Here is a 15,986-nt window from a genome sequence, read left to right on the forward strand (position 1 = left end):
AATAGCACTTGTTTTACTTTGTGATAAAAATACTATATTAATTTCTTATTTGCGATGATTTTTTTGTTTGAAATCAGATATTTATAAATTAATCCGCAAAAATCAGGGAGAATTATCTATTAAAAATCAGTGTGTTTTTTTGTAAGATAAAAAATCATTATTTCATTTTAGAGCGTACTATTGAATCAAATTTTTAATGTACATTTATCCATCAATCGTACTGAAAACTATGGATAATAAAAAACAAGTATTTCAAACTGAAACGAAATTACGCTGGAGAACTTTTCAATGGTCAACAAGACTGATTATTTTTCTGGTCCTGATGCTGATTCCTATTTTTATCCTTACCCTGCAGAGGGGACTAAAACCTTTGTTGCCCATATTAGGGAATGATACTTCAACACAAAAATTAGTAAATCCAAGCGTTCCTGTAGCACTTACTGCAAAAGAACTTATAAAATACAAAGGGTTTAATAGTTTTTTGAGATCCAAAACAAAAATGGAAAAACTAAAAAAGCAAAATCAGGGAATTGATTTCCCCGAGATTCGTGCTGCTTTTTATGTAGACTGGGATCCGCAAAGTTTGTTTTCGCTTCAAAAGAATATTGGTAAACTCAATATGGTTGTTCCGGAATGGTTTTTCTTAGATCCCAAAACCGATTTACTTCGTACAGAAATTGATACTGCAGCTTTGAAAGTAATGAAAAAAGCCAGTATTAAGATTGTTCCGTTAATCAATAATATAAACGAATCAAAAGGAGAAGGAGAGTTTGACGGCGATATGATTCACCGCATTTTACACGACAATTTAAAAAGGGAAAGACTGATCAGTGATATCGTTAAAAACCTTAAAAAATACAATCTTCAGGGAATCAATATTGACTTTGAAGAGTTTAAAGAGAATAGTGATGAGCCTATCATCGCTTTTCAAAAAGAACTTTATGAAAAATTGCATCCACTGGGATTGCTCGTTACGCAGGATATTATGGCGAACGATGATGATTTTAATATAAAAGCACTATCAAAATACAATGATTATATGTTTTTGATGGCCTATGATGAGCATTACAGCGGAAGTGTTCCGGGTGCGATCAGCAGTCAAAAATGGACAGAGCGAATTCTGGATCAGGTCGCCAAAGAAATTCCGTCGAATAAAATCATCCTGTGTTTTGCCGGTTATGGTTACGATTGGGAGCAAAATAAAGAAGCCGTAACCGTGACGTACGATGAGGCATTGTCTCTCGCAAAGCAATATGGTGCGACTATTACTTTTAACGATAACAGTTACAATAACTCATTTAGTTACACAGACGGAAGAGGCAAGAAGCATCAGGTTTATTTTACGGATGCTGCGACTAATTTTAATACCATTCGTTTTGCAGATGAATACGGTACTGCCGGAACTGCATTATGGAGGTTGGGCAGCGAAGACGGCAGGTTATGGCATTATTACAATAGAAGTTTAACGAATAAAAGCATTGCCAAAACCCCCTTTAATTTTAGCGGACTAGAGAAGGTACACATGAGCTTTTCGACCCCTGATTATATAGGCGAAGGAGAAATACTGAACGTCCTGACAGACCCGCAACCGGGTAGAATCAAATTGCAGACCGATCCGAATGAATCGATTATTACCGAGGAAAAATACCTGGAGCTACCCACAAAATATGTAATAAGCAAGTTTGGCAACGTGCACAATCAGGTAATTTTAACTTTTGACGACGGACCCGATCCTACTTATACGCCACAAATACTCGATATCCTGAAGCGCGAGAAAATTCATGCTGCTTTTTTCGTAGTAGGACTTCAGGGAGAGAATAATATTCCGCTTTTGCAAAGAATTTATACCGATGGGCATGAGATCGGCAACCACACCTTTACGCATCCCAACATTGCATTGGTCGGCAAAGAAAGGGCTTCTGCCGAGATGGAAACCACACGATTACTAATTGAAGCCGTGACAGGACGAAGTACAGTACTTTTCAGGGCTCCGTATAATGCAGATGCAGAACCAACAACAGAAGCAGAACTACGACCTGTTGCCTTGAGTAAAGCACAGAATTATTATACAGTGGGAGAAAGTATTGATCCTAACGATTGGGAAAAAGGAGTGGTTGCAGACAGCATCTACAACAGAGTCATCAGGGAATATGAAGCGGATCCCACAAAAGGAATTATCCTCCTTCATGATGCGGGCGGCAACAGGCAGGCAACAGTAGAAGCATTACCCCGAATTATCAAGTATTTTAAAGACAAAGGAGTTCAGTTTACTACCGTTTCTAATTTATTAGGCAAAACCAGGGACGAAATTATGCCCAAGGCCAAAGGGAACATGATGACGATCGATAACATCATTTTTGACCTGGGATATTGGTTTGGTAATTTTATCACAGCAGTTTTCTGGATTGCGATCCTGCTGGGATTCTTCCGTATTTTGTTAATGGCCGTTATGGCTTTTTTGAAAAAATGGAAAGATTACAAACATCCCGTACCTTACAGTACCAAAGGAGAAACCGATCCAAAGGTAAGTATCATAGTACCTGCGTATAACGAAGAAGTGAATGCCGTGAAAACAGTTCATAATTTACTGCGACAGGATTACCCCAATTTTGATATTATTTTTGTTGATGACGGATCAAAAGACGGTACATATAATAAAGTAGATGCAGCTTTTAAAAATCATGATGTAGTAAAAGTATACACCAAACCCAATGGAGGTAAAGCCTCAGCACTTAATCACGGGATTGCCATAACACAAAGTGATTTTGTAGTGTGTATTGATGCCGATACACAACTAAAAACAGATGCACTTTCGCAATTAATGAAGTGTTTTAGATTACAGTTTAAAGAACAAGTAGGGGCAGTTGCCGGAAATGTAAAAGTAGGGAATGAAAATACGATGTTGGCCAAATGGCAAAGTATCGAGTATACGACAGCACAAAATTTTGACAGAAGGGCTTTTGACTTAATTAACGGAATTACAGTTGTTCCCGGGGCAATTGGCGCTTTCAGGAAAGAAGCGATCGAAATTGCAGGTGGTTTTACAACAGATACACTGGCAGAAGATTGTGATTTGACGATCAGGATTCTGCGAAATAAGTATCGCATTGTCAATTGTGTTGAAGCTGTGGCGGTTACAGAAGCACCTGAGACGCTCAATGAGTTTATGAAGCAGCGTTTTCGCTGGAGTTACGGAATCATGCAGGCGTTCTGGAAAAACCGTGACGCTTGTTTTAACCCAAAATACAAAGGCCTCGGAATGGTTTCGTTGCCTAACGTATTGATTTTTCAGATTGTACTTCCCATTTTTGCCCCATTGGCAGATTTAATTCTGATCGTAAGTTTAATATGGAATCATAATGATGTAGACAGTCTTTATAAAATAGGCATTTATTACCTAATTTTTATGTTAGTAGACATGATGGTCAGTTTAATCGCTTTTATATTCGAGAAAGAAAAAATAAGTAAGCTCATCTGGCTCATACCACAACGATTTGTATACCGTCAGCTGATGTACGTGATCTTATTCAGAGCCATTCGTAGAGCCATAAAAGGGGAAAGCCAAAGCTGGGGAGTCCTAAAGAGAACCGGAAATGTTGGGTCATTAGATTCATAATATTCATTTAGATTTTTATAGGAGTTTATCATTTGATTCACTAATTATTTGTAAGAAATAATTAGTGAATCAAATTTTTCTACTATGTGGATAATTTTAAGGAATCAATAATTTAACGAATTGTATATAATCCCATTCATGATAGGATAAATAAGAGAAGCCCAAATCCTGGATGGTTTTTGTCAGGTATAATTTATTATTTGTTAGAAAAAAGATTGTTAACAATAAGGAATATTTTTGTTAATATTTTCCTTAAGTATTTAATTGTTTCCTGAAAGTTTATAATTATTATTGTGCAATTCTTACAAAAAAATTAGATTATAATGCTTGAATATCATAATAAAAACGCTAATATGTTAAATGCCAGTAAAATACCGGAAACAATTAGCACCATAATTCCTTCTTTTTTTTTAAAATTTACAATCAAATATCAGAATCTCTCATTACAAAAATAACATCTATGAAATTTAAACTTTTACTTTTACTTTCTTTTCTTATAAATAATACTTATTCGCAGGAAAATTCTTCAAGTGTTCAGCCTCCCAAAATTAGCCCATTACCTCCTGATGTAAGTGCCTTATTTAAATATACAGAAATTCCAGTCTCAAATACTACAGGAATTCCTAATATAACCATTCCAATTCATGAAATTAAATTAAAAAAATATTCCCTGCCAATTAATATTAGTTATCACTCCTCAGGTATAATAATAGATGAAGTTGCAGGTAAAATAGGACTAGGATGGTCGCTAAACGCAGGAGGAATGATTTATCAGGACGTTATTGGTAAACCTGACAACCTTAACAACAGATATCATATACCGCAAGATAGAGAGCTACATCCGGAAGATGTTCCTAATTCCTGTAATATAATTACAAATGAAGATTATAATCTTTTACAAAATTTTTCATTAGGTTCCGGTGGTAGTGATATCGATTCTGAGCCTGATATTTATTTTTACAGTGCTGGTGATAAAAATGGTAAGTTTTTTTTTGATAACAATAATGTAGCTCATACAATACCTGAATCAGATGTTAAAATTGTAAGAGATCTAGGCGGAATAATTATCTATGATGAAATGGGGGTTAAATACACTTACCGTACTTCATCTCTAAATAAGGCTATGTGGTGGATTAGTTTTACAACTCTTCCGTCCACAGGTGCGACTTCCGGAGAAACAGATTCGTATTCATACTATTTAACAGAAATTGAAACTCCAGAAAACGAAAAAATATTTTTCACCTACAATGATTATAATTACGAATATAAAAATCCAGCTTCAAAAACCTGGAAAAAAAGACCTTTTTTAGGTCTTGATGAAGCAACTGGCTGCACCAATTTAGGACAATTTGATTCTTTCCCTTTAGAAATAAAGGAAACGATTGAAAGCTCTACTTTTATTAGAGGAAAATCAATCAGCAAAATAGTTACAAATAGTCAAAGTATTGATTTTATCTATGAAAATTGCCCAAGACTTGATTTACCTCCTACTTCAGGCTTATCTTCTTATTCACCTTCAACGACTGGTGATTTTGCATTAAAAAAAATTAAAGTATCCGATTACAACTCAGTAAAAATAAATGAATTTGTTTTTAACTATTCTTATTTTAATTTGAACAATTATCAGCCCTGTATTAGTCAAACAAATATAGATTTAATGAACTCCTACAGATTAAAACTGGAGTCCGTTGTAAAAAACAATATTGAACCTTACTCATTTCAATATTACTCACCAATAAATCCATACTACTCAATACTAATGCCTGGGAGATTATCTACCAGTTATGACAATTGGAATAGATTTAATTATAATACCGGAGGTGATTTTGGATATGATCCAATATTTAATCCTGATGGAGTAAACAGAGAACCCGATTTAGATTCAACTTTATCTGGTGTATTAAAACAAATTAAATATCCAACTGGTGGGGTAACAAGATTTGAATATGAATTAAATAATATTTTTGAAAGCAAAACATCACCACCAACAAGAAGGAATGAAAGTCTTTATCTTAATGGAAGACAAGAAATAGATGGACAGACAAATGAAATACAAAATCTTGTTAAAACCTTTGAAATTAAGAATATTTGGAATGGAGTAGTAGATTATTCTTGTTATATCAATAGCGGCGCGCCAACAAGTACTGATTGGGTAGACCTCAGTCTTTATGACCATCAGACTAAATCCTATTTTCAATTACCCGGATGTAGTAATCAGGGTAAATATATTTATAATTTGTCACCAGGACTTTATACTTTATATGTAAGCGGTGTTACTGAGGGAGGTGGTGCAACTTTTTCATGGTATGAGAGCAGTAATGAGATAATATATAGCAACTATAGTATTGGAGGATTAAGAATTAAAGAAATTACTTCTTTTGATAAAGAGGGAAATCTAGAACCATCTTTGAAAAAAAAATACACTTATACCAGTAATGAAAATCCTACGAAGTCATCAGGAAAAGTATTAACTACTCCGAGAAATAGTTTCATCGAAACTAAAATAAAAAATTGCTGTATAGGAATATTTCCAAAAGTTGTAGCACATTATTATACTGTTTTACAAAATAAAATTGTTGAACCATTAAGTAATTTAAATGGTTATCACATAATGTATACTGATGTACAGATTTATGATGAGAATAATAAAGCAAATGTATATACAACTTTTAAATATAATTTTACCCCTAATGATAATAATTTTTATTCTCAGTGGCCAATAACTCCATCAACAAGCTTAGACTTTTTGAGAGGTGATTTAATTGAGAAAATTGATTACAGTTTTACGAATGGCAGTTTTAATAAAATAGAAGAAAATTCATACGAATACTTTAGCAATTATAACGGGCAATTTTTTAATCCCACTTTTCCCGGATATAACTATTGTATCGGTTTAAAACTTACAACACTGGCCAGCAACTTTAGTTGTACTCCAGGCGTGTGTATCCCATCAAAATTTCAATTAGGATATTACAAATTATATTCTGTCAGAAAATATATGACTAAACAGGTAAAAACAACTTATGATTTAAATGGCAATAATCCTGTAACTACAACTACAAATTATAATTATGAAAATCTTAATCACTCACAATTAACTTCTCAAGTTACTTTTAGTTCGGAAGGTAAAACTTTAGAAAAAAAGTTTTTTTATGCTAAAGATTCTCAAATGGCTGCTCAGCCTTTTGTAAATGAGATGAAAGACAAAAATATGATTGCAATTCCTCTTGATTATGAAACTTACAACGGAACCAATAAACTATCAGAACAACTGACTATTTATGACAGAAGTGCAGCGACAAGTAACTTATTATTGCCAGGCAAAATTTATACCGCTAAATTTCCTAACGTTTTACCTACTATACTTGACAACAGAAATTTAGAAAAAAAAATCAGCTATGACCTATATGATGCATCTGGAAATATTCTTCAATATACACTGGAAAACGGCATACCAGTTAGCGTTATCTGGGGATATAATAAAACATTGCCTGTTGCCAAAATAGAAAATGCTACAAATGCCCAAATAGCAAGTGCTTTAGGTGTTTCGAATGTAAGTGTACTAAACGAAACCAATCTCGATGCCATTAATGCATTGCGTAATGATGCCTCTTTTGTAAATGCCATGATCACTACTTACACTCACATTCCCCTTGTTGGTGTAAGTACTATAACAGATCCTAAAGGAGATAAAATAACTTATACCTATGATGCTTTTGGAAGACTGCAATTTGTAAAAGACAAAAACGACAACCTATTATCTCAGAACCAATACAACTACAAACAATAAACCAAAAGCATCATGAAAAAATTAATCAAACTCCTTTTGGTTTTATTTCCAATTTTGGCAATTGGACAGACCCAAACCGAAAATTACATTAAAACCACCACCTATAAAGTAGCAAGCCCTGCTGCAATCCTTAATCCTACACCGTCTCAGGCGGCCCAAAGCACGACTTATTTTGACGGACTCGGAAGACCCATCCAGCAAGTTGCCGGACAGCAGTCTAAATCGGGAAATGATATCGTTACACACATCAAATATGACGGTTTTGGAAGACAGACCCAGGAATACCTGCCGTTTAAATCCTCCAATACTAACATGGCTTTTGATCCTTCGGCAGAGGTAAATGTTATGTCTTATTACACAAGCACCAACCCTCTTGTTACCGGAAATCCTACTTTTGAAACCACTTCGTTCCCTTTTAGCCAAAAAGAGCTTGAAGCTTCACCTCTTAACCGTGTCCTGAAACAGGCAGCTCCGGGAAATGACTGGAGATTGGGACTTGACCATGAGATAAAAATAGACTACCAGACCAATGGCGTCGAAGAAGTAAAACTATTCACGGCTACTGCGACTTGGGATGCGGGTTCCGGATTGTATGCTATTTCGTTTACAAACAGCGGTTATTATGGTGTCAACCAGCTTTACAAAACCGTAACTTATGATGAAAATACAATCACTCCATTATCTGAACTTAAAGGATCGACAGTAGAATTTAAAAACAAGGAAGGACAGGTGATACTGAAAAGAACCTACGGTACTGTAGAAAAAGGAACTACCAACGAAAAACACGATACCTATTATGTTTACGATATTTATGGAAACCTAACCTATGTTATTCCTCCTAAAGCAGTAGACCTTATTGGGACTACAACAACTATTCAGGCCGATCTGACCTCAACAGCAGTGGTTACCCCGGGTCTTTCACTTAATCTGACGGCCACCAATTCTATTGTACTAAAAGACGGATTCCATGCTCAGGCAGGAAGTACTTTTAGCGCCCTTATCGATAACGGAACACAAGGGGTTTTGGATATTCTATGCTATCAATACAAATACGATTACCGCAACAGGCTTGTAGAGAAAAAACTACCGGGAAAACAATGGGAGTTTATTGTCTATGATAAACTGGACAGGCCTGTAGCCGCAGGGCCTGCCAGTTCCCCTTTCTCGGATATCACAGCTACGGGATGGCTTATTACCAAGTACGACGCTTTTAACCGTCCGGTATATACCGGCTGGATGAATGCTACCGCTGCTACCGCCACAGGAAGAGCAGCATTGCAGGCTGCCCAGAACAATCCTGCCCTGACTGTACTTAACGAAAGTAAACAAACCAACGGAACACTTGATGGTATTGCAGCGTATTACAGCAATGTAGTGGCGCCTACTTCTTTTAGACTTCTTTCTGTGAATTATTATGACAACTATACTTTTCCGGCTGCAGGTATTACTGTACCTACTAGTGTAGAGGGACAGGCCACGTTAACCACAGATCAGGTAAAAGGCCTGGCAACAGCTTCCTGGACAAGGGTACTGACCACAAGTGGCAGCACAGCGGGAGAAACCACAGCCACTTTTTATGAGGCGAAGGCAAGACCTGTTCGCTCCTTTACTCAAAACTATCTGGGAGGTTATACCTATACTGATAGTAATCTGGATCCTTTTTCAGGACAGTTGCAATACAGTATTACCAGGCACAAAAGAACCTCCGGTGATGCTGAGCTAATGACAAAAGATACTTTTACCTATTCTCCACAGGATCGTTTGATGACCCAAACCCATCAGATAAACAATGGGGCCATTGAGCTCATAGCCAATAATACGTATGACGAACTGGGGCAGCTCATTTCTAAAAAAGTAGGAAACAATATCCAGAACATCAATTATAGCTATAATGTTCGCGGATGGCTTAAGGACATCAATAATGTAAATGCCCTGAGCCAAAATGGGGACCCTGTAGATTTGTTCGCCTTTAAGATCAATTACAATACAGCCTCTGCAGGTGTACAGCCCTTATATAACGGAAACATCTCCGAGACCTATTGGGCAACCAACTCCGGTCCGGAAGCCGGTGTAATACGCTCCTACGGTTACAAATACGACAACCTCAATAGGTTAAAAGAAGCAATATTCAGAAAAGCAGCCATAACAACCAACGCTTTTAATGAAAATTTATGGTACGATAAAAACGGAAACATTACAGGTCTTACCCGTAACGGAAGCAGTGAGACAGCCACACAAATTGATGACCTGCTATACACCTATGCCAATAACAATACCGCCAACCAGCTTATGAAAGTAGTCGACAATGCTCCAACAGCTTCTAAAGCAAACGGATTTGTGGACAGCGCCTCTAACAGCGTCGATGATTATAGCTATGATGCCAATGGTAATATGACCAAAGACAACAATAAAAATATCACCAGTATTACCTACAACCACCTGAATCTGCCAACCCTGATCACCTTTGCAACCACAGGAAATATTGTGTACATTTACAATGCTGCCGGACAAAAAGTACAGAAAATTATAAATGAAGCAGCAAGACCGGCCATTACAACAGATTATCTGGGCGGTTACCAGTATGAAAATGCAACATTGAAATTTTTCCCAACAGCCGAAGGTTATATAGAATCCTCCGGAAGTTCTTATAAATATGTATACCAGTACAAAGATCATTTGGGTAACATTCGTTTGAGTTATGACAAAAACTTGGTCATTCAGGAAGAAAATAACTATTATCCTTTTGGATTAAAACATAAAGGATATAATACTGTTATAATTGGCGCTGAGAATAAGTATAAATACAACGGAAAAGAGCTGCAAGACGAACTGGGGCTTAACTTTTACGACTATGGAGCGAGAAATTATGATCCTGGATTAGGTCGATGGATGAACATTGACCCGCTGGCAGAAAAAAGCCGTAGATTCAATCCTTATACATATGCTCTGGACAATCCAGTATTTTTCATTGACCCCGATGGAATGGAAGCAAAAGACCCAAATGATATTATAACAAAAGTTTCAAATACAAGAGGGGACAAACATTATAAACAAAGAGATGTCAATATGACCATGACTTTAACAGTTGTGAATAAAAATGGTGTAGACTTATCAAAAACAATGTTCAATAAGTCATCTGGAAATGTAAGTTTATCATCCTTATCTGGGAATGCACAATCAGATGATAGAAATACTGATATTACAACTTCTGATAACCTAACTGTATCAGTAACATATAAAGTTGTTAATTCTTTAGCAGATGTTGGGAAAGATGAACATGTGATGATTTTAGCAGATAACATTCCAAAGATGAAGGATGGTACTGACCCTGTTGGTTTAGCTGAGAAGGGAGGAAGAGTAAGTGCAGTAGAGAAAGGCACAATTGCCAATAAGACTTTTAATGAGGCTGCAACACATGAAATTGGACATCTATTAGGTTTATCTCATAAAAATGGTGGTTTAATGAACCCAAGTGTAAATGGTTCATTAAGTACAAGCCAAAAAGAAAGAGGAGAAATAATTAATGGAGGAGCAGGTCAAATATCACAATCAACGGGTAATGGTACTTATCGCCAATCAAGTGTAAACAATAGTTACAAAAGTGGTATCAAGTCTCAGGTAAATAGTTTTGTAAGTAGTAATAATATAACATGGTAAAATGAAAAAAAGACAAATATTTTTAAAATATATGATTATATCTTTATTATTTTTTAGCTGTAATCAGAAGGTTAATTTCCAAGAGTTCAGTTTCGATGGCTTTTCTATGTTTCTTCCTTCAAGTTGGAAAAAAATTAAAGTAAAAGGAATCGATTCGAACGTTAATATAATTGTAACTCAAAACAATGATTCAATATATTTTGATTTGGGACATTATTCCCAAGAGTTTAATGAAACAAATAAGGTGTTTAGTAAAGAACAGATTCGAAAATATGATTCTTTAAAAATGAATACTAATGAGCTTCACTATTCTGATACTCCAGAAATTGACCAAGCGCAAGGAACTTTTTTAAAAGAGTATTATTATTATGACACTATCGACAAAAAAGTTGCAAAAATAAAAATTCCAAAAAAATATAAGCGAGGTGAAACAGGAATTTATTTTAATAAAATTAATAATAATGCATTATCGATTATAGGTAAAAACTTAAATAAAGAAGAGCAAGAAATTTTAGTTGAATCTTTTAAAACCATTAAGTTTAAATAGTATTACACCCGCTGGCTGAGAAATCTCGTAGGTTTAGCCCGTATACATATGCTCTTAATAATCCTATTTATTTTATTGATCCTGATGGAATGATTTCTAAAGCATTTACAGATGATTTAATGAAAAAATCAAATGCAGATAGTGAGACAAAGTGGACAAACAATGATGATGGAACTTTTTCAGGTAGTAATGGAGCAACTGTGAATAGTGGTGAATCAGGTGACACCGAACAAGGAAGTGCTAATCAGGGAAGTAATCCAGACCCTCCAACTACTAGTAGTCTTTGGAATTTACTTAAATCAATTTTTACTATACCAAAAAGTAGTGAAGCAGCCGAACAGCAAAATATTGACAGCGATTTTTTCACTAAATCAATGGATATTATAGTTGAAGCATCAAAAGAATATCAGTCAGGAATGCTTGAAATGATGACGATTCCAATTGGTGGACCAGGAAAAGTTACCGCTGCTAAAAATTCAGGCTGGATTGCTCGTAAATTATACACAAGTTTAGATAAAGCTATTGCAAAAAAAATCGCGGCTGCAATCGGAAAAGGAGTTGTTTCCTGCTATACACCTATGCGAATAACAATACCGCCAACCAGCTTATGAAAGTAGTCGACAATGCTCCAACAGCTTCTAAAGCAAACGGATTTGTGGACAGCGCCTCTAACAGCGTCGATGATTATAGCTATGATGCCAATGGTAATATGACCAAAGACAACAATAAAAATATCACCAGTATTACCTACAACCATCTGAATCTGCCAACCCTGATCACCTTTGCAACCACAGGAAATATTGTGTACATTTACAATGCAAGTGGGCAAAAAGTACAGAAAATTGTAAATGAAACAGCAAGACCGGCCATTACAACAGATTATCTGGGCGGTTACCAGTATGAAAATGCAACATTGAAATTTTTCCCAACAGCCGAAGGTTATATAGAACCCTCCGGAAGTTCTTATAAATATGTTTACCAATACAAAGATCATTTGGGTAACATTCGTTTGAGTTATGACAAAAACTTGGTCATTCAGGAAGAAAATAACTATTATCCTTTTGGATTAAAACATAAAGGAGATAATACTGTTATAATTGGCGCTGAGAACAAGTATAAATACAATGGAAAAGAGTTACAAGACGAACTGGGGCTTAACTTCTACGATTATGGAGCACGTAATTATGACCCTGCACTTGGACGTTGGATGAATATTGATAATATGGCTGAAAAGTATCTTTCATCTTCTCCTTACCATTACGCTGGAAATAATCCTGTACTTTATTTAGATATTGATGGTAATGAATTCACCGAAAGTGCATGGAAATGGGTTAATAGATTAATTGCAGACATAAATTCTAGGCAAGGAAAAAATAATAAAAGTATTGCTGATTATCAATCTAAAATTTCAGGTGGTGGAACTGAAAAACAAATAGCTAAATGGAATAAAAGTATAAATAACCTACAGACAAATAACCAAGAATTGGAGGCAACAAGAGGTGAAACAGCTACTTTAGCAGCATCATCACAAGTTTATGATGTAGAAAATGATAATTCTGGTACGGAAAGAGATGCAATAGGAAATTCAACAATTACAAATCAGACGTATTATAAGACCCAAAATGATAGAGTAACTATTACGGTATCTTCAGGTACAGATTTAGGTCTTTTTTCTCATGAATTAAAGCATGCTTTCCAATTTGAAACTGGTCAGACTAGTTTATCATTTGACAGGAAACCAGTGGTAAATTTTCTCCATGATGGGTTTGATGAAGTTGAAGGATATCAAAGAGGTCAGCTTTTCGGTCAAAGAGAAAATATTAATACACCTGCAGATTTATCGAGTAAGGGGCTATATGGAGGTTTACAAACGGGACCAATTACTATTCATAATTACAGTTATGGACAAATGATGAATTCAAATAATGCAGCTTTAAATTATCTTGCTAAACAAAAACAACAAGCATTTAGAATTAATAATACTACATACAATGGAAAACGATAAAATAAAATTTCAGATTATTTTTATAATTCTATCTATATTTACAAATAGCTGTAGTAGCAACTATGTTGGACATTATTATAGTAAAAATAATTCAAGCTTAAACAAATCAGAAATTGAAATAGATAGTGAGTATTTAATTTATAAAGCATCTTCAGATATGTTAGGTACAGTTATTCAGAAAGAGAAGTATTTGATAGATAAAGATTCATTAATTGTTAAGTTTAAAACTGATAGTTTAGTTAATCCATTTGTAGTTTCACATTTTGATAGCCAAATTAAAGGAATAAAAATTAATTTAGTTTCAATTCTAACGAATGATTCTATAGCTCCTGTTGCAAATGTTACGATAAATGATAGTATAAAATATATTTCGAAAAGTAATGATACTATTCTAAATATTGCTAGACTAAAAAAAATTGAATTTAACGATGTTGGATTAAATTTTATTAGAGATACTATTATTAATTTTTCTAATAATAATGACAATGTTTTTAAAATTCGATTAGAAAGTAGAAATGAATTACCAGTATTAGAAAAAAGTGGAACGTATAAATATTTAATTAAAGGAAGGAAATTATATATATTAACTTATGATAAATTAATAAATAAATATATTAAGACTGAGAGATATTATATAAAAAGGTAATGAGTAATGTATGAGATGTGTTGGTGGTTAATTATTGCATCTAACATTTACAGAAAATCAGATATTTATATTAATACCCGCTCAGATATGGAAGAATTTTCGAATGTAATTTTTGTTGGGGCAACTATGAATGTTTCACCCGCTCTGCGAAGAGTTCTTATAAGGTGCTGTGCGAATGTCTCCTGACTTCGCACCCACAAAGAGAATCGACAAATTATAGAAACAAAAAACCTCGCCAACTGGCGAGGTTTTTTGTTTCTATAATCTGTCTTGTCCTGAAATAACGATACACAAAAAGTATCATTATGGAAAAAGATCAAGAATTGCGATATATTAAGCGCACCCAGAAAGATTACAGTATGTCTTTTAAACTTCAAATTGTTCAAGAAATAGAACAAGGAAGAACCTCAATTTCTCAAGTTAAAAAAGATTATGCTATTCAATCCCGTTCTACAATCGTTCAATGGCTTCGAAAATTTGGTAACTTTGATTGGGACAATCAAACACCTTCTATTATGCAAAAATCTCCTGAACAGAAAATAATGGAACTTGAAGCCAAAGTGAAGTTATTAGAAAAACAAAAAGCATTTTTAGAACAGCAGGCTTTCGTCGCTGATAAAAAAGCTATTATTTTCGATATGATGATTGATATAGCAGAAAAAGAATATCAAATCGACATTCGAAAAAACTCACCACCCGAACAATCGACCATTTTAAAAAAGAACACCAACAAACAATAATGTTTGCCTGTACTTTGTTCGGGATTGACAGACAGGTTTATTATCGTCGAGTAAAAAAAAGTAACTCCAGGAAGCTTTTGGCTTCAGAAGTTGTTAATATGGTTTTGGAAATTAGAAATACAATGCCCCGAATAGGAGCAAGAAAACTGTATTACCTTTTAAAAAGGGAGTTGAATCAACTTAAAATAGGCAGAGATAAATTTATAGATATACTTAGAGCAAATCATTTACTGATAATGCCAAAACGTTCTTATCATATAACAACAAACTCTCATCATCGATTTAGAAAACATCAAAATCAAATATTAGAGCTACAAATCTGCAGGCCAGAGCAAGTCTGGGTATCAGACATAACCTATATTGGAAAAAGAGAGAATTCATGTTATTTAAGTCTAATAACTGATGCTTACTCTAAAAGAATAATGGGTTTTAATGTCGCAGATAATATGAATGCTCATAGTAGTTTAACAGCTTTAAAAAATGCAATAAAAAAACGCAGGGATAGAGGAAAAACATTAATACATCATTCTGATAGAGGAATACAATATTGTTCTGATCAATATCAAAAACTATTACATAAAAACAATATAAAATGTAGTATGACACAAAACTCCGATCCATATGAGAATGCAGTAGCTGAGAGAATAAATGGAATTTTAAAACAAGAATTTAGTATTGATAAATTTAATCTAAAACTTGATGTAATGAAGGTTTTAGTAAAAAATGCAATTGATATTTATAATAACAAAAGACCACATTACTCTAATTATATGCTTACTCCAAGTCAAATGCATCAGCAAAGTGTAGTAAAGATGAGAACTTATAAAAGAAAAACACCCGCAATAAAAAATATTACAGGTGTTTAATTAAATATATTTGTCTAAATCTTTATCGATTATTTAGGACTAGTCAATCTTTAATTATTGGCTTGTTTTTCTTCAAAAATGCCCCCATAAAGTTCAATTGAAAGGAAAAATGTCTGGGC

The 15,986-nt window shown here is 34.4% G+C and carries 9 protein-coding genes; all 9 read left to right on the forward strand.

What is annotated here, in order from left to right:
* The first annotated feature begins 229 nt into the window (after positions 1–229).
* Positions 230–3,616, forward strand: a complete 3,387-nt coding sequence (locus ACQY44_RS05880) for a glycosyltransferase (protein ID WP_428229465.1) — start codon at positions 230–232, stop codon at positions 3,614–3,616.
* Between the two features lie 460 nt (positions 3,617–4,076).
* Positions 4,077–7,406 carry an RHS repeat domain-containing protein gene (locus ACQY44_RS05885; RefSeq protein ID WP_428229466.1) on the forward strand — a complete coding sequence of 1,110 codons (3,330 nt, stop codon included), beginning with the start codon at positions 4,077–4,079 and terminating at the stop codon, positions 7,404–7,406.
* 12 nt (positions 7,407–7,418) lie between these two features.
* Positions 7,419–11,063: a DUF6443 domain-containing protein gene (locus ACQY44_RS05890; RefSeq protein WP_428229467.1), complete on the forward strand. Its 3,645-nt coding sequence runs from the start codon at positions 7,419–7,421 to the stop codon at positions 11,061–11,063.
* A gap of 1 nt (position 11,064) precedes the next feature.
* Positions 11,065–11,610, forward strand: coding sequence for a hypothetical protein (locus ACQY44_RS05895; protein ID WP_428229468.1), 546 nt, complete (start codon positions 11,065–11,067; stop codon positions 11,608–11,610).
* A gap of 89 nt (positions 11,611–11,699) precedes the next feature.
* On the forward strand, positions 11,700–12,221 hold the full coding sequence (locus tag ACQY44_RS05900) for a hypothetical protein (RefSeq protein ID WP_428229469.1): 522 nt from the start codon (positions 11,700–11,702) through the stop codon (positions 12,219–12,221).
* Positions 12,218–13,615, forward strand: a complete 1,398-nt coding sequence (locus tag ACQY44_RS05905; protein WP_428229470.1) for an RHS repeat domain-containing protein — start codon at positions 12,218–12,220, stop codon at positions 13,613–13,615. Before ACQY44_RS05900 ends, ACQY44_RS05905 begins: the two co-directional genes overlap by 4 nt.
* Positions 13,602–14,261 carry a hypothetical protein gene (locus ACQY44_RS05910; protein ID WP_428229471.1) on the forward strand — a complete coding sequence of 220 codons (660 nt, stop codon included), beginning with the start codon at positions 13,602–13,604 and terminating at the stop codon, positions 14,259–14,261. Before ACQY44_RS05905 ends, ACQY44_RS05910 begins: the two co-directional genes overlap by 14 nt.
* A 305-nt stretch (positions 14,262–14,566) precedes the next feature.
* Positions 14,567–15,001, forward strand: a complete 435-nt coding sequence (locus ACQY44_RS05915; RefSeq protein WP_428229472.1) for a transposase — start codon at positions 14,567–14,569, stop codon at positions 14,999–15,001.
* Positions 15,001–15,867, forward strand: a complete 867-nt coding sequence (locus ACQY44_RS05920; RefSeq protein WP_428229473.1) for an IS3 family transposase — start codon at positions 15,001–15,003, stop codon at positions 15,865–15,867. The genes ACQY44_RS05915 and ACQY44_RS05920 overlap by 1 nt, the downstream gene beginning before the upstream one ends.
* Positions 15,868–15,986 lie beyond the last annotated feature (119 nt).

This window comes from Flavobacterium sp. (assembly GCF_965277525.1).
Classification (GTDB): Bacteria; Bacteroidota; Bacteroidia; order Flavobacteriales; family Flavobacteriaceae; genus Flavobacterium.